The 21,081-nt window shown below is 71.5% G+C and carries 22 protein-coding genes and 1 pseudogene; 14 read left to right on the top strand and 9 right to left on the bottom strand.

The features are described from left to right. Positions 1-286 precede the first annotated feature (286 nt). From ACZ42X_RS30490 to ACZ42X_RS30480, 3 genes are all read left to right on the top strand, one after another. Positions 287-580, top strand: a complete 294-nt coding sequence (locus ACZ42X_RS30490) for a hypothetical protein (RefSeq protein WP_468296788.1) — start codon at positions 287-289, stop codon at positions 578-580. Positions 581-793: 213 nt separating this feature from the next. Then, the gene (locus ACZ42X_RS30485) at positions 794-1,465 is read left to right on the top strand and encodes a ribonuclease FAU-1 family protein (protein ID WP_468296785.1); all 672 of its coding nucleotides are present in this window, start codon (positions 794-796) and stop codon (positions 1,463-1,465) included. A gap of 343 nt (positions 1,466-1,808) precedes the next feature. Further along, positions 1,809-2,105 (top strand): hypothetical protein, encoded by a 297-nt coding sequence (locus ACZ42X_RS30480; RefSeq protein ID WP_468296783.1) that lies wholly within the window; start codon positions 1,809-1,811, stop codon positions 2,103-2,105. Positions 2,106-2,141: 36 nt separating this feature from the next. Here ACZ42X_RS30480 and ACZ42X_RS30475 read toward each other — a convergent pair whose 3' ends face one another. Further along, positions 2,142-2,387 carry a hypothetical protein gene (locus ACZ42X_RS30475; RefSeq protein ID WP_468296780.1) on the bottom strand — a complete coding sequence of 82 codons (246 nt, stop codon included), beginning with the start codon at positions 2,385-2,387 and terminating at the stop codon, positions 2,142-2,144. A gap of 80 nt (positions 2,388-2,467) precedes the next feature. Next, a complete protein-coding gene (locus ACZ42X_RS30470) occupies positions 2,468-2,593 on the bottom strand; it encodes a hypothetical protein (protein ID WP_468296778.1) in 126 nt (41 codons plus the stop codon). A gap of 703 nt (positions 2,594-3,296) precedes the next feature. Between ACZ42X_RS30470 and ACZ42X_RS30465 the strand changes: the two genes are divergently transcribed. The 4 genes from ACZ42X_RS30465 (at position 3,297) to ACZ42X_RS30450 (ending at position 6,567) form a co-directional block, all read left to right on the top strand. After that, entirely contained in the window at positions 3,297-4,064 is a 768-nt protein-coding gene (locus tag ACZ42X_RS30465; protein ID WP_468296776.1) for an NPP1 family protein, read from the top strand. 369 nt (positions 4,065-4,433) lie between these two features. Continuing rightward, on the top strand, positions 4,434-5,039 hold the full coding sequence (locus tag ACZ42X_RS30460) for a hypothetical protein (RefSeq protein ID WP_468296773.1): 606 nt from the start codon (positions 4,434-4,436) through the stop codon (positions 5,037-5,039). A gap of 695 nt (positions 5,040-5,734) precedes the next feature. After that, on the top strand, positions 5,735-6,049 hold the full coding sequence (locus tag ACZ42X_RS30455) for a hypothetical protein (RefSeq protein WP_468296770.1): 315 nt from the start codon (positions 5,735-5,737) through the stop codon (positions 6,047-6,049). A 32-nt stretch (positions 6,050-6,081) separates the two neighbouring features. After that, positions 6,082-6,567, top strand: a complete 486-nt coding sequence (locus ACZ42X_RS30450; protein WP_468296768.1) for a hypothetical protein — start codon at positions 6,082-6,084, stop codon at positions 6,565-6,567. 341 nt (positions 6,568-6,908) lie between these two features. Here the strand turns inward: ACZ42X_RS30450 and ACZ42X_RS30445 are convergent, their stop codons facing one another. Then, entirely contained in the window at positions 6,909-7,766 is an 858-nt protein-coding gene (locus ACZ42X_RS30445; protein WP_468296765.1) for a hypothetical protein, read from the bottom strand. A gap of 1,274 nt (positions 7,767-9,040) precedes the next feature. Here ACZ42X_RS30445 and ACZ42X_RS30440 point away from each other — a divergent pair. Beyond that, positions 9,041-9,421, top strand: a complete 381-nt coding sequence (locus ACZ42X_RS30440) for a hypothetical protein (RefSeq protein ID WP_468296763.1) — start codon at positions 9,041-9,043, stop codon at positions 9,419-9,421. 252 nt (positions 9,422-9,673) lie between these two features. On the opposite strand, the gene ACZ42X_RS30435 is transcribed toward ACZ42X_RS30440, so the two are convergent. Then, positions 9,674-10,267: a TetR/AcrR family transcriptional regulator gene (locus ACZ42X_RS30435; protein ID WP_468296761.1), complete on the bottom strand. Its 594-nt coding sequence runs from the start codon at positions 10,265-10,267 to the stop codon at positions 9,674-9,676. A 111-nt stretch (positions 10,268-10,378) separates the two neighbouring features. Here ACZ42X_RS30435 and ACZ42X_RS30430 point away from each other — a divergent pair, with 111 nt between their 5' ends. Next, positions 10,379-10,594: a hypothetical protein gene (locus tag ACZ42X_RS30430; RefSeq protein WP_468296758.1), complete on the top strand. Its 216-nt coding sequence runs from the start codon at positions 10,379-10,381 to the stop codon at positions 10,592-10,594. A gap of 34 nt (positions 10,595-10,628) precedes the next feature. On the opposite strand, the pseudogene ACZ42X_RS30425 reads toward ACZ42X_RS30430, so the two are convergent. The 3 genes and pseudogenes from ACZ42X_RS30425 to ACZ42X_RS30415 all read right to left on the bottom strand — a co-directional run bounded on the left by ACZ42X_RS30425 (position 10,629) and on the right by ACZ42X_RS30415 (position 14,476). Continuing rightward, positions 10,629-11,535, bottom strand: a pseudogene (locus ACZ42X_RS30425) (IS5 family transposase). Positions 11,536-12,663: 1,128 nt separating this feature from the next. Next, positions 12,664-13,842 carry a GDSL-type esterase/lipase family protein gene (locus ACZ42X_RS30420; protein WP_468296755.1) on the bottom strand — a complete coding sequence of 393 codons (1,179 nt, stop codon included), beginning with the start codon at positions 13,840-13,842 and terminating at the stop codon, positions 12,664-12,666. A gap of 64 nt (positions 13,843-13,906) precedes the next feature. After that, positions 13,907-14,476: a TetR/AcrR family transcriptional regulator gene (locus ACZ42X_RS30415; RefSeq protein ID WP_468296753.1), complete on the bottom strand. Its 570-nt coding sequence runs from the start codon at positions 14,474-14,476 to the stop codon at positions 13,907-13,909. Positions 14,477-14,593: 117 nt separating this feature from the next. On the opposite strand from ACZ42X_RS30415, the gene ACZ42X_RS30410 reads away from it, so the two are divergent. Both ACZ42X_RS30410 and ACZ42X_RS30405 read left to right on the top strand, forming a co-directional pair. Next, on the top strand, positions 14,594-14,830 hold the full coding sequence (locus tag ACZ42X_RS30410) for a hypothetical protein (protein ID WP_468296750.1): 237 nt from the start codon (positions 14,594-14,596) through the stop codon (positions 14,828-14,830). A gap of 671 nt (positions 14,831-15,501) precedes the next feature. Further along, positions 15,502-15,858 (top strand): NUDIX domain-containing protein, encoded by a 357-nt coding sequence (locus tag ACZ42X_RS30405; protein ID WP_468296747.1) that lies wholly within the window; start codon positions 15,502-15,504, stop codon positions 15,856-15,858. Between the two features lie 192 nt (positions 15,859-16,050). On the opposite strand, the gene ACZ42X_RS30400 is transcribed toward ACZ42X_RS30405, so the two are convergent. After that, positions 16,051-16,998, bottom strand: coding sequence for a LysR family transcriptional regulator (locus tag ACZ42X_RS30400; RefSeq protein ID WP_468296745.1), 948 nt, complete (start codon positions 16,996-16,998; stop codon positions 16,051-16,053). A 205-nt stretch (positions 16,999-17,203) separates the two neighbouring features. Here ACZ42X_RS30400 and ACZ42X_RS30395 point away from each other — a divergent pair, with 205 nt between their 5' ends. The 3 genes from ACZ42X_RS30395 to ACZ42X_RS30385 all read left to right on the top strand — a co-directional run bounded on the left by ACZ42X_RS30395 (position 17,204) and on the right by ACZ42X_RS30385 (position 20,511). Then, a complete protein-coding gene (locus tag ACZ42X_RS30395) occupies positions 17,204-18,355 on the top strand; it encodes an MFS transporter (RefSeq protein ID WP_468297051.1) in 1,152 nt (383 codons plus the stop codon). A gap of 927 nt (positions 18,356-19,282) precedes the next feature. Further along, positions 19,283-19,468, top strand: a complete 186-nt coding sequence (locus tag ACZ42X_RS30390) for a hypothetical protein (protein ID WP_468296742.1) — start codon at positions 19,283-19,285, stop codon at positions 19,466-19,468. 620 nt (positions 19,469-20,088) lie between these two features. Further along, on the top strand, positions 20,089-20,511 hold the full coding sequence (locus tag ACZ42X_RS30385) for a DUF3592 domain-containing protein (RefSeq protein ID WP_468296740.1): 423 nt from the start codon (positions 20,089-20,091) through the stop codon (positions 20,509-20,511). Positions 20,512-20,742: 231 nt separating this feature from the next. Here the strand turns inward: ACZ42X_RS30385 and ACZ42X_RS30380 are convergent, their stop codons facing one another. Beyond that, positions 20,743-20,940, bottom strand: coding sequence for a hypothetical protein (locus tag ACZ42X_RS30380; RefSeq protein ID WP_468296738.1), 198 nt, complete (start codon positions 20,938-20,940; stop codon positions 20,743-20,745). Between the last annotated feature and the right edge of the window lie 141 nt (positions 20,941-21,081).

Here is a 21,081-nt window from a genome sequence, read left to right as displayed (position 1 = left end):
CAACGAGCCCGTCGACGAACTGATGGCCAAGCTCCGCCGCTACCACGAGTGGTTCGACCTCCTGGCACCCGAGCCGCCCCCACCAAGGAGAGGGCGGCCTGGTCGCGGGTCTACCCGGCGACGGGCCGGGAGGGCTACGTGCCCGTCGCGTTCATGTTCATGGGAAAGACGGTGGCGCAGCGGAAGGCCAGATGCGGCGCCTGGAGCACGCCGCCAGCGCGTACTTCGCCGGCACTGCCTATCCGGGCAGGAGCGAGGCATTACGGCCGTCGATTACCACCGGGCGGTGCCCGTGGTCGTCACCGAGCTGGAGCGGATTACCGCCGACCCGGCCGGGGCCGCCGGCGCGGTGTGGCGCGGTCTCGGCCGCGAGGACTGGCAGACGCCGCGCGAGGCCCTGGACACCCCGGACGCCGACCGGCTGCGCGCGGTGCAGTGGGAGCTGGTACCGGCGGCGGAAGGCGGAGCGGGAGGCCGCCGAGCGGGAAGCACAGCGGCCGGTGTGCACGCGCTGCGGAGCCACGTTCACCGACGCGCGCTGGCAGTTGATCCACCAGTCTGGGTGGCGCAGCGCGGGTGACGACCTGTGTGGCCCGTGCGCGGACGCGGCGCGCGCTCGGGCCGAAGCCGAACGCCTCGCAAGCGCCGCGGGTGGCGCCGGTAGCCGCGGGCAAGCCCAGGGCGAGCCTGGGCAAGCCGGCCCCGGACGGCGGCTTGCCCGCCACCGCCGGGTCGCGATGAGGTGGTGGGCAAACCTGGCCGGACGCCGGCCGGGACCTGGGAGGGAGGCGTGATGCGCAGCTTCGAGACGGGCCAGACGGTCGTACGGCGCGACGTGCACCGTACGGGCCGGGTGTGGAGCGAGCACGCGCTGCGCGTCGTCGCCGACACCAGCGAGGCCCTGGTGGCCGCCTGCTCGCCGGGAGCGGAGACCCGCTGGCCGGCCCTGTACGTCAAGGCCCGTGACGAGGGTGACCGGTCGGTGCGGACGGAGGCGTTCGACGCGATGGCGAGGGGCGTGTGGGAGCTCGCGGACGCGGTGTGGCAGGAGACCGAGCTGCTGCTGTGGAAGCCGCCGGGGGCGTGGTTCAGCGTCAACGCCTTCTACACCGCCGGCGGGTTGCGGAACTGGTACGTAAACTTCGAGCACCCCACCCGCCGTACGACGGACGGGTTCGACACCTTCGACCTCACCGTGGACCTGGTCGTCGACCCCGGCCTGACCAGCTGGGAGTGGAAGGACGAAGACGAGTACGCGCACGTGCGGAGGCTCGGCATCGTCACCGACACCGAGCACCAGGCCGTGGACGCGGCCCGCGACGAGGTCCTCGCGATGCTCACCGAACGCTCCGGCCTGTTCGCGCATGCGGAGCGGTGGGTGGCCTGGCGCTGGGAGCCGGCCTGGCCCACACCGCGCCTGCCACGAAGGGTGCGCCCCACGGCTCGGGACCCAAGAACTCCGTGATCGTGCACCCGGAGGACGTGCCCAGCTTGCAGCTGACCGGGTCCCCCGGCATCCATCACGGGTGCTGCGGACCGCTTGGCACTCGAGGCCGCAACATGGCGTGCGTGTGCGGGGCACTCGTGGCCACTCTTGCCGCTGACTGCATGGGCCCCCACGAACTGCACCTCGACCCGCTTAGGGTGTACGCCTTCACGACCGACACACCAACTTGATCATGGATCATCCCGACAACTGCCGAGCGAGCTCTTCGGGGCCACCCGGTAGCCGTGGTGAAGAGGAACGCCTCACAGCCGGGACCGGCCGCCCGGACCGCGTTGTCAGTGGTGCCTGGAAGGCTGGTCGGATGAACGGAGATGAGCAGCTGCTGCGCGGCCGGGTCTACGGCCAGGAACACGACCATCCCAATCCCGGCCCGCTGTCGCACCGAACCTACGCAGAGCTGGTCGGCGGTCCGCTGGACGGCCTGCTGCTGGACATCCACGGCTGGCGGACCGAGGAAGTCGACGACGGCGTCGCCCTTCCCACCGAGCTGTCGCGGTGGCCCGGCGGCCGCGCCCTGTACGACCCGCGCCCCGACGAGCCCCGCTCGCCCGGCCCCGGCATCAGTTGCCGCCTCTACTACTCCGGCGACACGCCCTGACCGTCAGTCCACTGGCGCCGCTCGGCCTGCCCTCGGTCAACCGGGCCGCGTAACCGTCGGGCCAGGGCTCGGCTTCCACTTCGCCGGGGCCGGATCGGGGAACCTGTCGATCCGGGCTGCGACCGCGGCGGGCACGGCCGGCAGGAGCGTGCACAGCAGCGTGACCAGAACGGTGTGCCAGATCCACCACGAGACGGTCTGCGGGTACACGGTGGGGATCATGCCCCAGTGAACGCCGTAGAAGACGATCCCGTACGCGATCAGCACTGGGGCGTCGATCACGAGGTGCCGATCCGTACGGAACGGCAGGAAGCCCGACCAGATGCCGGAAACCCCCAGCGTGGCCAGCAGACCGAAGCCGCCTAACACCGCGAGCGCGAACGCGGCGTGAGGGTGATGCGCTCCAGCACCTTCACCCAGCGTTCGTCCCAGTCCAGCTTCTCCCCAGCCTCGTCAGTCTCCCCGGTCTCGGCAGCGATGACGGTCATGGTCTGCTCCCCTCCAGGCGGGCACGGTCGGCCGCGTCCGAGCGGACCGTACGGGCACTGGAAGGCAGGCGTCCGAGAAACCTGAGCGCATGGTCCTTGTCCATCTCGACCACGAGCGCCCACTCCCCGGCGGAGGGTGCCCGCGCGGGCAGCAGCACCGGCTCGAGGGCGACGCCCCACGCTAGGACCGCCACCACCGCCGCGGCCAGGGCGAGCCGAGCGCGCAGGACGGCCGCGCATAGGGCAAGGAGCTCGTCGAAGGACCCGGCCCAGAAGAGGAAGACTCCAGGAGGCTCCCGATCCGCCCGGGCGTGTCGGGCGCGATCCGGCGGAAGAGCCCCCGCCGGTTACTGCGGCGCTCCCGATGAGAACCCGCTCCCGCCACCGCCCGCGTCCCTCCGGTCGGCGGCCGCGCGCCCGCGCCGACCAGTCCCGGGCGGCCGTGCGGGTCCGTCAGCCGGCCCGGTTGCGCCCTCCACGCCCGGTTCTCCTCTCCGTCCCGTCACGGTCATCCGTCCTTTCCTGGGGCGTCCGGTGATCGTTGCCCGGCACTCCTGATCGGGACGTTCGTAGTCGTCGGGCGGGTGCCGACCGTTTGAGGTTGGCTTGGAGTGGGCATGTCAGCGCGCGATCGTCCGGTCCACCGTCCCGTACGCGGTGCGACCCCTCACCCCATCGCCTCGACCCCCGCAAGGAGCCGGAGTTGAAGACCTCGCGCCGCGTCACGAAGGGGGCCGCCGTCCTCGGCGCCGCCCTCGCGCTCCTCCTCGCGTTCCCAAGACACGCGTTCGCCGCACCGCCGCCCCCGCTTCCCGCGAACGCGTCCGCCCTGGAGCAGACCTTCCAGCCCGCCTACGACTACGACACCGACGGCTGCTACCCGACGGCCGCGATCGGCCCGGACGGCACCCTCAACCCCGGACTCAACCCGTCCGGCACGGTCAGCAGCCAGTGCCGCGACTCCTGGGACCTCACCCAGACCAACGGCTACTCCCGCGCGCTCTGCGACAACGGCTGGTGCGCGGTCCTCTACGGCCTCTACTTCGAGAAGGACCAGGCGGTCTGGGGCAGCGGTCTCGGCGGCCACCGCCACGACTGGGAGCACGTCGTCGTCTGGATCCAGAACGGGCAGGCCCAGTATGTCTCCACCTCGAACCACGGCTCCTTCACCGTCCACGGCCGGGACGCCATCCGCTGGGACGGCACCCACCCGAAGATCGTCTACCACAAGGACGGCATCGGTACCCACTGCTTCCGCGCCGCCAACGGCAACGACGAGCCGCCCGAGAACCACCAGGGCACCTGGCAGTTCCCCGCACTCATCGGCTGGGACGGCTACCCGCCCGGCCTCCGCGAGAAGCTCAGCCGGGCGGACTTCGGCAGCGCCCACTTCGGACTGAAGGACGGCAGCTTCGCCGACCACCTGGCGAAGGCCAAGCCGGCCGGCGTCCCCTTCGACCCGTACGCCTAGGACTTGTCCGGTCGATCATGCTGCTGGTTAGGCCAGCGCCCAGGAAGCTGTGACACATCGGCGTGATGCGTGAGGCCACCCACTGCTCCTGGAGTCAGCCATGGGTGCGTACAGTGCCCTCGTCCACAGCCGTGACGACCAGGCCTACGAACTCGGGCTTGGCGATGTGCTGCTCAGGCTGTGCGCCAAGCACCTTTACGAGGGAGCCCGACTGCCCACAGGTCCGGCGCGGCAGCGTGTGCCGGGGTCCACAGGGTCACCTGATAGGTGTTTTCGCCGGTTCGGCCGCCGGGCATGCGGCATCGTCGTCTCGGGCATCCCGTGACCGGGTGCGCGTGGGCGGACAGGCGAAGCGGCTGGAGGAGCGGCATGGGTGAGCGGGAGACGTGGACGACCGACGAGTTCGGCGCCTCGCATGAGGGCGCGGTGGGTGTCCTCCTGGCCGACGGGACCGTCCCGGCACCCGTCCTCTTCGACACGGGCTCCGGTGGGGGTGGGGAGTCGGTCGCTCAGTGGAGCGTCTACGACGGCCGGATCACGCACGGGCCGCGCGCGGCCGGGCTGCGCGCGGTGTGCTCGTGCGGCTGGACCGGCACGGAGCACACCCTGGACTGGGACGAGATCGGCGAGCAGGAGCTGGCGGAGGCAGGAGCGGGCACGGCAGACGCGTGCCAGATGGACTGGGATGCGCACACCATCGAGGTGGAGGCCTCGGCCGTGGCCCTGCCGGAGGCGGTCACCTCCTTGCTGTCCCAGCTGGAGGAGGAGATCGAGAAGCTGACGAGAACGTCCCCTTTGGCCGCCCTGCGGGCTGCGCGCCGTCTGGAGGTGACCGCCGTACGGTTGGGGTACTGGCCGGCCCGCGATGCCCGGCAGGAGACGACGGTCGATCAGGCCGTCGCCGCCCTCGGGCTGAACGAGGATGCGGCACGGAGGCTGCTGGCTCGCTTCGGCCACTTCAGCCCCTACCGCTGAACACCTGCTCGTAGGGCAGGCAGAACATGCAGCGATGCCTCTGATGAGGAGGACGGCCGGGGCCCGCTCCTCGGACGTCACCAGCGTCACCGTGACGGGCGCGGCTCCGAGCTGGTGGACACGGTGCCGGGTCAGGCCGTGCGCAGCGAGCGCCTGGCGCAGCGCCGCACTCGTTCCGGTCGCCGTCCTGCTGCCGACAGCCTCCCTCGAGCCGGGTCCAGCCCCGGTCTGCTCCGAGCGCTCCACGACGGCGGCCGCAGCGACAGGCACGACGGCGAGGATCTCCGCGCACTCCTCCTCCAGTTGGGCGAGCGCACAGGCCAGGACCTGGAGGGCAGCGGCCACGTCCTCCACCGCGCTCACGGTCCACCGCGACGGGACGGCGGCGTCGGCGAGCGTGCACGCCGCGACGACGGCTTCCTGCGCCAGCGCCTCCACCATGCCCGGCGGATCACGGCGGCCCCTTCGACCGTGATCCGCCGGACAGGCCTGGCCGGCTTGGATGACCGCACCGACCGTCACCGTTGCCGAACTCCTGAACCAGTTCCCCTCCTTGGCGTCGTACGTACGCCCCGGGCCCCTCCTCAGGCCCTCTACCGGAAGCCCCGGCCCGTACGAGAGCTCGGTGGGCGGGGCGCCCCTGTGGCCGGCCGACGAGCCGTGGCCGCGCTGCCGGCAACCACACCTGGTTGTCCGTGCGGGAGAAGCTGACCGATGCCGAGCGGGAGGTGTGGCAGAAGCGGGAGGTGTGGCAGAGCATTCAGCGGAACCGTAGGCAGCGGCACCGGCCGGGGGACGCGCACGTGCTGACCGCCGAGGAAGCCGAGGCCCAGTCGCGGATCATGGACGGCGGATCGCTGGACCTGGTCGCCTGGGAACGGGTCCGGCTCGTGCCGCGGCCTGTGGCCGGCGACGGACTGCCGATGGTTCCGGTGCTTCTGCTCTACTCCCGGGGCGCACCGGCACTGCACTGGCCGTCCGGGACCGATCTCCTGCAGCTCCTGTGGTGACGCAGGATCAACTCAGAACCGGAGGGGCAGCGGTGGTGGAGCTGCGGTACCGGAACTCGGCGGAGACCGGCGCCCTGGCCCAGGGGCCGTCCGCACCCGAGGGCGCCAACGACGTGTACCTCCCAGCACCGTGCCGGCTCGACCGCGTGGAGGTGCTCGACCTACCCGGTCAGGACGAGCTGCTGGCGGAGCTGTACGAGCACATCGAGGCATGGGCCGGTGAGCAAGGGACCGACTACCACCGGGTGCTCGGCTGCCTGCCCGGCTGGAAGGCCGGCGGGTGGCCCAGCTGGCACCTCACCGACTTCACGCCCCTCGACTGCCGATGCGGGGCCCGGATGCAGCTGCTGCTCACCGTGGACAGCGGCGGCGACCCAGGGCTCAAGGTGGGATGGCACGGAGAACTGCGGGTGTTTTTCTGTCCGGAAGACCAGGACCACCCGGTGCGTCTGACATCTTCGTGCGCCACCACGCCGACGTGGAAGGGCTGGGGCCGAGCCTGTGCAAACCGCTGGTGACCGATCGGTCGGTGGCGTTCCTCATCGGCGCTGCCCATCAGCGAGCCCGGCGCCTCCTTCATCACGCGCTCGCCACTGACGACCCCGCTGCCCGCTACCGCACTATCGCGGGTATCGCAGCTCGGGAGACCGCCCGCCTGGGCGCCGGAGAGCAGCACGGCGGGGAAAGGCAGGCGGCTCCCCTCTCGCCGCTGTCCAGCCCGCTCCGGCCGGACAAGGGCCCGGCATCGCTCGGGCGGAGGTGGTCGCATGTCCGCACCCCGGTGCCGTTCCGCCTCGCGTCGCTCTTCGACTGCGATCCAGCTGTCGGTCTGGGCGAGGGCTGCCGTCGCCTGCTGGTCCTAGGCCCGCCGGACGCCCGGCGTCAGTTCGATCCGCATTGTGTCGTTCTCCCGGAAGATGTATACGGAGTCGGTCGCCGCATTCCACCCGACGGGAACCACGTAGTAGCGGCCTTCGCGCTGGATGAGCAGCCGCAGACCCGAGTAGCGGTAGCGCAGATGCATGCCTGTGCCTAGGTCCTCGGCCCTGAGGCCGGACGGGCCTCTCAGGCTCAAAGGCTCGGTGCTGAAGAGGATGACCCCGGGCCAGCGGACGACATGGCGCGCCGCCTGCTTCGCCTCGCGATCGCCGAGCTGTGCCGCAAGCAGGGTGATGGCGAGAAGCAGGAACGCCAGAGCAGCGAAGAGCGGCACGGCCCTGTCCAGCAGCCTCTGCCCCCTGCCACGCAGCGCGGGCGCGCTCTGCCCCATCAGCAGACCGGCGGCCACCGTGGCCGGAGCAGCCCAGTACGGCTCGATGCGCGACCAGAACACGAAGAGCACAAGGCCGGCCGCCACGACTAGCCAGTACTGCCTTGCCACGACACCCCACACGGCTGCGGCGCCCCGCCTGAGGCGGCTGGACACCGGAAGACGCCTGATGAAGTGCGGTGCACTTGTGAGCAGAAGCAGAGCGACAGCAGCGATGAGGACCGGGCGCGACAGCACTTGCAGACTCTCAACGACGTATTCGGAGAATCCGAAGCCGAGGGAGGAGGGCGACAGATGGAAGTTGCGGTAGTAGCGGCTGGTGTAGATCAGTCCCACGTAAAACATCAGCGCCGCGATGAAGGACGCCTCCGCGACGACAAGTTTCAGGATCGCCGTGGAGGCGGTATCGCGCCCGGAATCCCGTCTCTCGCTCGCCGGGTTGCTCACGGCCGGGCGGCGCCTGGGGTGATGCCGTCAGTTGGGGGACCATCGGTGCCGTCGGGCTTCGGCACCTCGCCGGTGGGTGGAGGGGGAGGGGGAGGCACGTTGGGGTCTCCGCCGCCGTCTGTGGGGGGCGGCACGTCCGGCGGGGGTGCGTCTGTGGGCTGTTCGGTTTCCGGAGTGGTCTCGGTGGTGACTTCCGGCGATGGGCTCGCAGTCGGTTCGTCTTCACCCTCCTCTCCGTTGCAGGCGGCGACAGCCAGGCAACACGCCACCAATAGGCCGGCCAGCGTCACACGGCGGACCACTCGTCGCATTCGGAACCTCCTCGGCATCGCCCGGACAGTACTGCGTAAGGGACAACTCGGACAAACACGCTTCTTGTGTGTCGGGCCCGCACCACGCGTATGCCTCAGGGGGCACCAATGCGGGGGAGCTCGGCGGCCGGTGCGCGGCTGTTGACCCCTGTGCGTGGCCGACGGGCAGTGAACCCAACCGCTCCGCGCTGTGCCATGCCGCGCAGGCGGATCTGGCCAGCCTGCCTGCTGTGCCGCTGCCGGACCTGGACGAGCTGTCGGCGTACGACCTGAGATCCCCAACTGCGTACGGATGAACGTCCCCAGTTACGTTCGCAGGTCCGGCGTGGCAGATTCTGGTTGAGCCGAAGGCGCTGCCCCGGGAAACTCGCACGATGGGACAGAGCATGTCGGTCGAGCAGGGGGACAAGGCTGGGACGGGCCCTTGCACCGGGCTCGCGCGGAGGCTTTCGATGCCTCGCGCTCGGCAGACGGCAGGAACTCCCAGTCCACGCAGCGCACACTGTGGGCCCCCGGAAGCACCGGCCTCCCCCCGGCGTGCTGCAGGCACCCATGGTGCCAGCGGGGTGTCGGAAGAGCCGGGTATCAGCGACCGCTCCAACCATTGCCGCGGCGCTGCATTGGGCGGGGCGTGGGCGGTCTTCTCGGCCCGGTCACCGGCCTTCTCGGCTGGGCTATGCCCAACTTCGTCAGCCAGTCCCTGCTGCCCTTAACCGCAACCTCTGACGCGCAGGCTCAGGGGCGATCGGCAGTTCGAGAGCCGGCATTACTCGAACGCGGTAATCCGGCTCTGGGGTTCGATGGGCCGGCTCCGGCGTGGCTAGCGTGCGCGGTGATCACGCACCGAGCAGCCGCTCCTACACGAGGGAACCCCATGTTGGACGCCTACATCACTCAGCAGGACAACACGGCCGAAATCAGTCTTCCCGCCGCGCCACGGTCACCGTCAAGGCCAAGACCAGCTTGTCCCACACCCAGCAGGTGAAGCTCACCAGCAAGGACGGCAGCGTGAACCGGGTGGTCAGTGGGACCGGCGAGCGCAGCACCGGCATTGGCGAGGAGACCATCACTGGGCAGGCCGGCATTCACCTGGCGCACGCCGAGGTAGAGGCAGCTTCGGCTGGGCTCTGGGGCACGTCCGGCTTCCGCGAGAGCCCGCAGGAGGATCAGGACCCGGCCGAGTGGATGCCGCCGGCCGCCGGTCAGCACTGCGCGTACCTCGCGGACTGGACGGCGACCAAGGCCCGCTGGCAGCTCACCGTGGACGAAGCCGAGATCCTGGCCCTGGCCACCGCGGCCGCGCACTGCCCGGGGGCTACGGTGACGTACGTGCCGGCGCCGTAGCCGCACGAGGGAACTTCGGTCAACGACTCCGGTCCGGGACGCTCGTACTCCCGGACCAGGCGGCAGGCCGTACCGGTCAGCGCGGGCTGTTTGCGGGCCAGTGATCGCGCTCTTCCCCCCGGCATCAACCCGGATCGAGGGCGTCGGCCTCCACGACCGGCTAGGGCCTGTCCGGCGGATCTTGTCGGTGGGCATGGGGCGGTGCCACCGGCGCAGGGGTGCGGGGTGCCGGCAAGGGCCGCTACATAGGCCCTAGCGAAGGACCTGCTCGATGTGGTGGTCGAGGAGACGTTCGGCGGCTTCTGGGGTGCGGTAGCCGAGGGCGATGTCCACGCCGAGGCTGGTGGCGAGGGACCAGCAGATATCGGCGTCGGTACGTTCCTCGCAGCGCGGCTTGCTGCCCCGCTCCTCCCGGGCTGCCGTGATGAGGCCGGCGGTGAAGGTGAGCAGCTCGTCGTCGCCCGGTGCCAGGACCTTGGCCATCGTCGGATCGGAGACTGCCCGGCCCGCGGCCGCCAGCGCGAAGCGCATCAGCCGGGTACTCTCCTGGGCCGGGCTGATCAGGGCGTAGAGGCAGGCGCGGAGAACGGCCTCCGGACTGGTCGTGTCGGCGGCGGTGACCGCGTTCTCGATGGTGGCGTTGACGGCCCGTACGGCTCGGTCGAGGGCGTCGCGGATCAGGGCCTGCATCGAGGAGTAGTAGTGCTGGATCTGGCCCATCGAGACGCCCGCCTCCTCGGCGACCTTCCGCAGCGACACCTGCTCGAGGCCGCCGCGCACGGCCAGTGACCAGACGGCCTCGACGAGGCGCGTCCTGCGCGCTTCGTGATCCACGATCTTCGGCACGGTACCGCCGCCTTCCTCGCTACCTTCACCATGCGATCGCATTGTAAAACCGAGCATCGTCGGGTTACAGTGCAATCGCATGGTAAAACTCAATAAGACTGAGAGGATCCCATGAAATACGGCCTCTATCAGGCGCTCGGTATGGCGCTGCTCGTTATCGGAGCCCAGGGCGCGATTCGCCAGCTCGTCGACCACGACAACGCCGGCCTGCTGGGCTGGCTACCAGGAGGCTTCGCCGCGAGCATCACCGTGTACGTACTGGCCGTCGTGATCGGCGCGATCATCGCGGGGCGGGCTCACGATGCTCGTAAGGCGACTGGCAACTGACTCGGTGCGAGTGGATGAGGGACTGTTCGGCGGATCATGGGCGGAGCCATAAGCGGATGGCTGCTGCGGTGACGGTGCCGTGAAGACGTAGGCCCTCTTGTCGTACCAGGTTGCGACAGCGCGGGAGTTCTTGAGTCGGTTGATGGTCTGCTCGACCTCGTTGCGGCGCCGGTAGCGGTCACGGTCGAAGCCGGTGGGTCCGCCGCCTTCTCTGCCTCGGCGTCGCCGGTTGGCCCGCTGGTCCTTCGGTTCCGGGATGGTGTGCCGGATGTGGCGACTTCGCAGGTAGGTGCGGTTTCGGCGGGAGCTATATGCCTTGTCGCCGCTGACATGGCCGGGCCGTGTCCGGGGTCGTCCGCCCAGGGGGCCGGGGAACCCCCGGATCCAGTCCAGCACTTCGATCAGCTGTGGGGTGTCGCCCCACTGACCCGGCGTGAGCAGGAGGGCCATGGGGCGACAGCCGCCTTCGCCGGCGAGGTGGATCTTGGAGGTCAGGCCGCCCCGGCACCACCGCCCCGACCGAGTCCCTCGTCGGGGCGGTGGTGCCGGGGCGTCGTCCTTTTTTCGGGACCCGTGGCTTGGCCTTGCGGGCGCCGACCGCGTGCTGGTGGGCCCGGCAGGACGTCGAGTCGACGCCGACCATCGACCAGTCGATCCGGCCGGCGAGGTCGGCGTCGGCCTGGACCGCCTGCAGCAGCCGGCCCCAGGTGCCGTCCGCCGACCAGCGGCGATGCCGCTCATAGACGGTCTTCCATGAGCCGTAGCGTTTTGGCAGGTCACGCCACGGAACACCGGTCCGGACCCGGAACGTGATCCCATTGATCACGGTGCGGTGATGGTTCCACCGGCCGCCTGGACCACCTGGACCACCTGGACCACCTGAAGGTGGCAGATGCGGCTCCAGCAGCGACCACTCGCGATTCGAGATCCCCCCGGCCCATGCCCCAACCAACGAGTGACCAGTCGGAAAGTCGCATGATCCGCCGTACAGGCCCTAGTCCGCCTCGCAGGCGCTGGTCGCGGCCTACGGCAGCGCCAGCCGGTCAGGGCCCTGTCCGGTACGCGTTCGAGCTCCGCCAGACCGTTCTCGCCGAGCGCCTCCCAGTCGATCAGGTAGGCCGCACCGCGACACGCCGCACTGCGCACGCGCCCCGCACCGCCTCCGGCGCGGGGCGCGTGTTTGTATCCGCGCCAGCGACACCAAGCTCGGTGACCAGCATCTACCGGATCTGGCCGCCGCCGCACGAGCACACCCGCCGCAGGTCCAGACCGGGACGTGGCCTATGCCGGTGGCCCTCGTTGCGCTAGGCATGTAGAAGATCCTGGCCACCGCTGCGGTTGCTGTTGCTGTTGCAGTTGCCGCAGTCGCTCTCGGCGCCCCCGCTCAAGCCGCTCCGCAGGCCCCCGCCGGCAGGCTCCCAATCCCCGGCCTCGACGGCGTTACCGGCATCCTGGCGGGGCTGCCCCTCCCTGTGCCCCCGTTGGGCTCGGCGAAGTAGCCGTACATCACCAGGGCTACGGTCCTCTCATCCGGCGGCTTGGGTAATGCGCTGGGTCAGGGTCATGGAGTGGCCTCCTTGCATGCGGCCTGCGCGGTGCAGACGCAGGCGGCAGCACCCAGGTGATGCTGCCGGCGGCGCGGTACCGAGCGTTGCTGGCGCGCGCACGCCAACCTGAGCCGGCCCGGGGCTGGGGGAGGTCCGGTCCGGCAGATCTCGCCGAGTCCGGTGAGTACCGCCAGGGGATCGCTCACCGCTCGGCGGGTACCTGTCGCCGGGGGTCGGGGCCGGTCGTCCAGGCGCCGTTCGGGCGTTGCCCCCCCCGCGCCCTGCCGCTCCGCTGCTCCCTGTCAGCCGTTTGCCGCCCGGCCCCGCTGGCCGCGCCTGCCGTGCGGTCGCCGTCTCTCGCTGGGCTGTTGCCCGACTTCTCCCGCCGCCGACTGCCGTTCCGCCGCGCGTCCGTCGTACGGCCGCGGGCTCGGGCCGCGTCGACCGGCATCGTGCGGCGGCCGCGTGTGCGGGCCGGTGCGTCAGTCCCGCTCCCGCGTCGCCGCTCTTCACCTATCCGGGTCAGCCAGTCGTGATGGCGAAGGGCCCGTTGTTTGCGAAGACGAGCTTGGCGAAGTTCTCGCCGATGCGCCGGTGTCCTTCGGGGCTGGGGTGGAGCGCGTCCGGCAGGGGGAACTCGTCGTGGTCGCTCTCGCCGTAGAGGTCGAGTCCGTCGAGGTAGTGGAGGTTGGGGTCCTCGGCGGACCGCTGCTTGACGATGTCGGCCAGGACGTCGCGGACGATCGTGAGCGTCAGCCGTCCGGCGGCGGTCTCGGCCGGATCACCGGTGGCCTTGAACTTCAGGGTTCCACTGGAGAGGTCCGGCATGAGAGGTCCTGGGGTGTTCTCGTGGGTCGGACACAGGACAGGGGAGACCAGGAGCAAGGGGATCGTGGGGTGGCCCTCGCGGATGGTGTCGAGGAAGCCGTGGACGGCGGGGGCGAAGGCGCGCAGGCGCATGGCGTCGCTGTTGACGACGTTGATGCCGAGCTTGAGGCTGATCAGGTCTGCACGGGTGTCGCGTATCGCGCGGGCGGTGAACGGGTCGACCAATGCGCTGCCGCCGAATCCGAGGTTGATCAGCTCCACATCGCCTGCGGAGGCGGCCAGCGCGGGCCAGATGGTGCTGGGGAAGACGGCGTTGGATCCGTGGCTGATGGAGCTGCCGTGATGCAGCCACACCCGGCGACCGGTCTTCTGGGCCGGCTCGACGGGGGCGTCGGTGCGCAGGGCGATGACCTCGGTGATCTCCGTGTGCGGGAGCCAGATCTCGATGTCCTTCTCGCCGGAGGGGAGGTCGGTGAAGTGGGCGGTGCCGGCGGGGCCCGGGGTGAATTCCGCGGTCTGGGTCTGCATGTCGGTGATGGTGCGCAGGTTCCCGCCGTCCACGGTGGCCTGGGCGGTGAGGCGGCCGTCGACCAGGAGGTCGTAGACGCCGTCCGGCGGGGGCGGGTAGCCCCGGTAGACGCGTTTGGTCGGCAGGGTGTCCAGGTGGATGGTGGTGGCGCTCGTACGGAAGGCCAGCCGGACACCGGAGGGTTGAGCCTCGGCCACGGCCAGCAGGGCGTCGGGGATCTGGCGGCGCGCCCAGGCAGGCAGCCGGTGCGGCAGCAGGCCGTGGGCGGTCTCCTCCACGTCGAGGTGTCCGTGCAGGAAGTCGGCGGTGATGGGGGTGTTTATCAGGTTCTGTTCGGTGCTCATTGCCTCAAGCCTGGGGCGGGGTGTCAGGTCGGTATGGAGAAGCTGTCGCGGGTGACGCGACCGGTCAGGTGGTGGACCGGCTCCGCAATGCGATGTCGAGGCGGTCCAGGGTCCAGGCCCAGGACTGCTGCGCGGCGATGTCGGTGTGGTCGAAGCCGCCGGCTGCCTCCAGGGAGGCGTAGCCGTGGAAGACGCTGCCCAGCATGCGGACCGCGTGCGTCTGGTCCGGCTCGGCCAGCTCGTAGCCGCGAAGGATCGCCCGAGTCATCTGCGCGTGCCGGACGCCGGCGCTGGCGGCAGCGGTCTGCGGGTCGAGCCGGTACCGCGCTGCTTCGTATCGGCCGGGGTGCGCTCGGGCGTAGTCCCGGTAGGCGTTCGCGAAGGCCGTCAGGGCGTCCTTGCCCGCGCGCCCGGCCACGGCGTCGGCGACCCGGTCGGCGAGTTCCTCCAACGCGAACAGCGCGATCCGGGTCTTGAGGTCGTGGGAGTTCTTCACATGCGCGTACAGGCTCGCCGGCTTCACGCCGAAACCCCGGGCGAGCGCGGACAGGGTCACCTGGTCGAAACCGGCCTCATCGGCGAGTTCCGCGCCGGCGAGCGTCAGCCGCTCCGGGCTCAGTCCTGCGCGGACCACAACCATCACCTATTCTCAGTACGCCTACGGCAAGAAGCCACTTACCTATAGCCTATAGCAAACGATGCATCGCCTTAAGGTTTGGCGCACTCTGCTAAAGGGGGGCCGGTGTGGTAGGTGCCGGCGACCGCGGAGGCGCGCGAGCGGCACGGCGAGCCGGTCACCGGCCGCAGGATCAAAGAGACCGGCCGCGCCCTACGAGACCACCACCTGCTCGCGGCGCGGCTGGCGCAGCTGCGCGAGCAGCAGGCGGTACGCACCGAGCAGGCCGTCGCCGCGCCGCGGACGGGCTGGCTGCCCGAGCTCGCCGCGCACCCGCCGGACGGCGAGGTGGCCGGGGCGGTGATCGCGTGACGACCGAGCTAGCGGCGTCGGCCGCGTGCGCCAGGCCCTGCTCGCCGTCCGGAGGCGGCGAAGAATGCGCCGGCCGTACGGCGAAGCCGAAGCGGCGCACCGGAACGGCTGTACAGCGTGATGGCCACGAGCCTCTCGGCTCGGCGCGGCGCTCGCGATGATGATGACCGAGCGCGGCATGGTCGCCCCGGCCGCCAGCCGCAGCGTTCTCGCGCGGTTCGAGGCCGTCCTTGCCGCCGTGCGCAGTGGCTTCCGCCGTCGGCGGAGGAGTTGTGCCGGAACGGCGCGAAGTGGACTGCGACGAAGCTGCGGTGGGGCCTGGCGGTGGATGAGGCGGAGCGGGAGCGGCTGCTGGACATCGCGGCCGGCTGCGGCGGCGCCGATGTGGAGTCCATCCCCGCCCCCGTAACGGCCCGTCGGCCTGCGCAAGGGCCGTTACCCGCCCGGGTGGCGGCCCTCCCGGCTCCACGGCCTCTTGTGGGTGTCGGTCGGCTGCGGAGGCCGTCGTCTACTGTCCGGTCACGATGTAGCCCATCAGCGTCGTGGTGGCGGCCTTGTGCACTTCCGGGCCGCCCTTCATGGGGCGGAAGGCGCACCGGCGGCTCTGCCCAGCGCAAGGCGAGCGGCGACTGCCTACTCTGGTTCCGTAAAGATCGAGGGGTGTCTTGCCGGTGCCGGGCCCGCTGGGGCAATTAACTCCACCACTGATCACCAACAAGCGCGGGCAGGTCCTGTTTCAGCGCGTGACCTACCGGCCCACCCGTCTGCTGCCGGGCGGCGGCGCCGTCGACAAGGGCGAGTCCCCCGCGCGGGGCGCTGCCCGCGAGCTGCGGGAGGAGCTCGGCGTCACGGCGCCCGTCACCTGCGGGCTGGCTGTCGACTGGGTCTCCCTCGCCGGCCGCCAGACGCTTCCTGCCATGAGGTTCCCCGGCGAACTCCTGCACGTCTTCGACGGCGGCGTCTGGGGCGAGGACCAGATCGCGGCGATCCGGCCCGCACCCATCCCGCTGGACTCGGACGGCAGGTAGTGCCCGGCCAGGTCGAGGGCCGCGGGGCCGCCGTGCGGGAACCACGCGTCCGCCGTCCGGCCGGGCGCGGACGGAGCTCACCCGGCGGTGTCGTTGTCATCGTCCGCCCCCGGCCCAGCCCGCCGCCGCGCGCGTCGGCGCCCACGTAGGACGGACCGCGCCGCCGCGCGCGGCCGGTGCCACCACCGACGCTTACAGCCGGTGCGCCGCGTCCGCAGCGGCCACCGCCTCGGCGAAAGCCCGGACCCGCGCGTTGTCGCGCTCGGCGCGCCGGACCAGTCCGAGCGCCGAGTCGGGCAGTCCGGTCACCGGAACGTAGGCCACGTCCCGGCGGTGGTGATACTCGGTGGTGGGGCGGCAGAGCAGCATCACACCCCGGTTGGCCGCCACCAGCGACAGGCCCTCCTGAAGGGTGCCGACCACCGGCCCTTGCGGCACCGCGGAGCCCGACGGCGTACGGGTGGGCGCCTGCGCCTCGCGCCAGTAGTCCGGCGCGGGAGCGGCCACACCCACCAGCGGTGTCCCGGCCAGCTCCTCGGCGTCCACGGCGGCCCGGGCGGCCAGCGGGTGCCTGCGGGACACCGCGAGGCACTGCGGCTGGCGGGAGAAAACTGGCCCGAGCACGAGATCCGGCTCCTCGACCGGCAGCAGCACCACCGCTACGTCGACCTCGTCGCGGTGCACGGGCCCGAAGGGGTCGCACAGCGGCAACTCGGTGATCCGGGTGGCACAGCCGGGATACCGCTCCTCGAACTCCCCGACCACCTCCATGAATCCGTATCCCACGCTTCCCTGGAACCCGAGCCGCAGCGTCCCGCTGAGGCCGAGCGCCGCCGTCCGGGCGTCCTCGACCGTGGCGAGCAGCGCGGCGTAGGCCGGGCGGAGCGCGACGAGGAAGTCCTCGCCGAGCACGGTCAGCCGTACTCGCCGGCTGGTGCGGTCCACCAGCCGTCCGCCGATGCGCTGCTCCAGGCCGCGGATCAACTGGCTGACCCGGCTCTGGGACACGTACAGCCGCTCCCCGGTCCGCCCGAAGTGCAGCTCCTCCGCGAGGATCAGGAAGCACTCCAACTCGCGGATCTCCACTGTGCTCGCCGGTGACCGCCCTCCGCCCGTGCTGTCGCGGCTCGTGACTGTCATGGCAATGCTCCTCCACCCGGCCCGTTTCCATCCGGCACCGCGTGGCGTATGCGGCGTTATCGATGAGTCCACCTCATGGAAGCATGAGAAGTTCGCGCTTGTTCCGCTCCCTGGGCCGCAGTTGTGTGGAGCCATGACGAACGTGGACAACCGGCGGGCACCAAAGCCCGCCCCCTCGGCCTCTGCAAAGGGCGGCTGGCCCGCGGTGACGGCCGTTGCGGCCGGCACCTTCTCCGTGGTCACGTCCGAGATGCTGCCGGTGGGGCTGCTCACACCGATCAGCACCTCACTGGACGTGAGCGAGGGAACCGCCGGGCTGACGCTCACCGTCACCGGCCTCATCGGTGCGCTGTCGGCCCCGCTGATCACCGCGGCGGTCGGCCGGACCGACCGCCGCGTGGTCCTGTGCTCCCTCATGGCGCTCCTGGCGGCCGCCAACGTGCTCGCGGCCTGGTCGCCCGACTTCGCGGTCATGATGGTGGCCCGCGTACTGATCGGCGTCGCCATGGGAGGCGTATGGTCGCTCGCCGGCGGACTCGGAGTGCGGCTGGTACCGGCCACGTCCACCGGACCCGCGACCTCCATGATCTTCAGTGGTATCGCGATCGCCTCCGTGGTGGGCGTGCCGGCCGGGGCCTCCGCCGGCGAACTCGCCGGCTGGCGCGCGGCGTTCCTCGCCACCGGCGGACTGGCCGCGCTCGTGACCGCCGCCATGGCCGTGTCGCTGCCGCCGCTCCCCGCCGACGAACCGGTCGCGCTGGGCGGCGTGTTGCGGCTGCTCGGCAAGCCGCAGGTGACGACCGGGCTCGTGGTGGTGACCCTCCTCGTGACCGGCCACTTCGCCGCGTACACCTACGTGCGGCCGCTCCTCGAGGAGGTCTCGGGCGTCAGGGCTTCGCTGATCGGGACGCTGCTGCTGGTGTACGGAATCGCCGGAGTCGCCGGCAACTTCCTGGCCGGCGCCCGGGTGGGCCGGTCGGTGCGCGGCCCGCTGCTGGTGATCAGCACCGCCCTGGCCGCCTCCGTGCTGCTGCTGCCGCTGCTCGGGCTGTCTGTGGCGGGCGCCTGCCTCTTGCTCATCCTGTGGGGCCTGGCCTACGGGGGTGTGTCGGTGAGCACCCAGACGTGGCTGGCCCTGGCGGCGCCGGAAGCGAGGGAGGGCGCGACGGCCCTGCTCGTGGGGGTGTTCAACGGTGCCATCGCTCTCGGCGCCTTCGCGGGCGGCAGGGTGGCGGACGGCCTCGGCACCCGGTCGGTGTTGTGGTCGGCCGGTGTGCTGGCCCTGGGCGCCCTCGTGGCGACGGGTCTCGGGTCGGTGCCCCCGCCGACCGCCACCACCTCCGATCCGGCCGGGTGAACGACCGGTACCGCGACGCTCGCCGCCTCCTCCTGGGCTGCTTGTCCGAACTGCCGCCCGCCGCCGACGAGGCGACCCGTATGACCGTCAAGGCGGTCAGCAGCGGGGTGTTCCTGCTCCTTCTCCACTGGTGGCAGACCCGGTAAAGGGAGGCGCGCCGGCCCGGTCAGGCCGCGGTGCTGGGCGTTGCCCGCGGCCGGGCCCTGGGATCCGGCCCGGGCGTCCTCGGACCCGCGCCGCGCGGTCCGCGGGTCTGGCTGGAGCTGCCCGGCGCCGGCCGGGCGGTGTGCGGGGTGGCGCCGGCTGGGAGGTGGCCTGGCTGGCCCCGGGCCGCGCGCCGCTGTTCGGCGGCCTCGGGCTGTGCCGCCGCCGTTGGGCCGTCGTCCTGTTGCCGCGGCGCGGTCCACGATTGGCGCTCGGCGCTCGGCCGGGAGCGGCGGGTGTCGCTCAGCCGCCTCCGCCGTACGGCCCCCGCCGGATCCGGGCAGCCGCCGCGTGGCCGGGGTCGCCGCGTGGCCGGGCGGCTGCCGGCTGGGCCCTTGCGTGCCGGCTCGGCGCCGCGCCTGCTGAGGCGGCGCTGCCGCGTCCGCCGCTCTGCCGGAGCCGGGCTGCCGCGCGTCGCCTCCGGCTGGGCCCCCGCGCGCCGCCTCTCGCTGGCTCATGCGCCGGCCGCGTCGTACGGGTGTCGCCGCCTCGGGCCGCCCTGCCGCCTGCTGTCCGTTGCCCGGGCAGGTGCTTCCGACGCCCGTGCCGGGGATGCTTTGGCGCGCGAGTTGCACCGCTGCCGCCCGTCGTGGCGGGGGCCGCCGCGGCGCGCCGCCTTCGTGCCTGGAGCGTTCGCTGGCTGAGGTCCTGCGCGCCGGCGTCGCGCCCGCTGGGCCGCCATCGCTCCGCCGTGCGTCCGTCGACCGGCCGGCCCGCCCGCACATGACGTTCGGCTGGGGCGGCCACTACTGCCTGGTCGCACCGATGGCCCGGGCCCAGCTGGAGAGCGCGGTCACAGGGCTGCTCAGCCGGTTTCCCGCCCTGCGCCTGGTTGTCGACGCCGAGGAGGTGCGGTGGGACGCGGACACCATCCGCCGCTTTCCTCTCCGCCTGCCGGTGGCATGGTGACGACACCCCGCGAGCCGGCCGGTGTGCGTGCGGCTTTACCGTTCCGCCTGGCCGCCTGGCCGCCTGGCCGCCTGGCAGCCTGGCAGCCCGGCCGGCGGCCCGCGTCCGGCTCGCCGTGTGCTGGAGCAGCAGCCCTTGTGCGCGTGCAGGCGCCATCCCGCCGACTGCCGCCATCGTGCGCTCGTCGGAGCGTCGTTCGACCGTCCCACCCTGCCTGGGCCTGGACTCCTTTCCGACCCTCGTATGCCCCGTCGCGCGCCACGCCGCTTTGTTGTCCCAGCGGCCTGCGACGATCGCGTATCTCGCCCGCCGACTACGTCGAACAGTCACAAGCGCCCGCGCCGCCGTCCCCGTGTCCAGGTCCGCTGCCTACGACACGCCACTCATTCCGGCAGGGAGAAAACCTCTGTCCCGCGACGCTGCACGGCGGCTCGGAGGAAAAGCCGTTCCACGCCTGCCGCTCCGCCACACCTGCCCGTGCTGGCACTGCGCCTCGCCGCGGCGCCCGCTGTGCCGCCTGAGAACGCTCCAAAACCCTCGAGTACGTCGGTTTGCGGGTCACCGGGGAAGGTAGCCTCCTGCCCGGCAACCGATGCCCATACTTACGCGTCGGACACGATATGGAACGCGAACGGCTCTTCTTGCTCATACCCCTGGCCATCGGCGTGGTCTTCCTCTGCTTCGGCGTGTACGGACTCCACCTGGCCAGTGCGCTTCGTCGCACCGGTGTCACCGCAGAGGCGCGAGTCGTCCGTCACGAAACCCGGCGAGACGACGACGGAGCCACGTACCACCATCCGGTCGTCGCCTGGACGACCCGCGACGGCCGCGAGTGTGAGCACTCCTCCAGGCTCGGCCGCTCCACCGCCCCCCGTGGCCTGGGCGTAGGTGCGTCTGTGACGGTCCGATACGACGAGAAAGACCCCCGCCGCTTCGCGATCCAGGGCTGGGACTCAACGACGGTCGACACGGTATTCACCGCCGTAGGGGTGGTGCTCACAGCCGGCACGCTGGCGGGATTCCTCCTGCTGATCACCCTGTGACCGCCCTGGAGCGAACCTTGCGCCCCCCCCGGCGGACCGGGCGGAAGCCGGCGTCGGCGGTGCCCTCATGAGCCGGAACACGCCCCCGCGGCGGGGCCCGCTTTCCGATCCGGATTGTTCAGCACGGCCGACGGGAACGGTTATCGCTCACACCCTTTCTCACTGGGCGCTGCGAGAGGTTCGAGCTGGCCGACGCCGTACTGCCCGACGGTACGTACGCGGCCAAGCCCCTCAGCCGCTACCGCTGACGAGGAGGAATCCCGGCCCGGCGGAGGGGCGCGGTCGGTCCGGGTTCGCCGTCCGGCGCCGCGCTGCTGCCCTGCCGATGCCGGGCCGCTGCTCGGTGAGGCGGGCGTCCTCGACCTCGGGCACCTCGCGTAGGGGCTGCGCCGCCACCGAGCTGCCGGCCTGGTCGGCGCGAATCGGCACCAAGAGCAGGGCCCGGCTGTCCTGGCGTCGTACGAGCTGCCCGCTGGCCCGCTGTGCCGGCGCAGCGCTCGCCTTCCGCGGGGCTGAAGGGCACCGGCTTGCGGCACGCGGCAGGATTGCGGTCACCGGACTAGGACCTGC

It is taken from the genome of Streptomyces sp. NPDC030862, assembly GCF_055571835.1.
The sequence above is the reverse complement of the archived record's forward strand: the minus strand, read 5'-3'. Positions and strand labels throughout refer to the sequence as shown.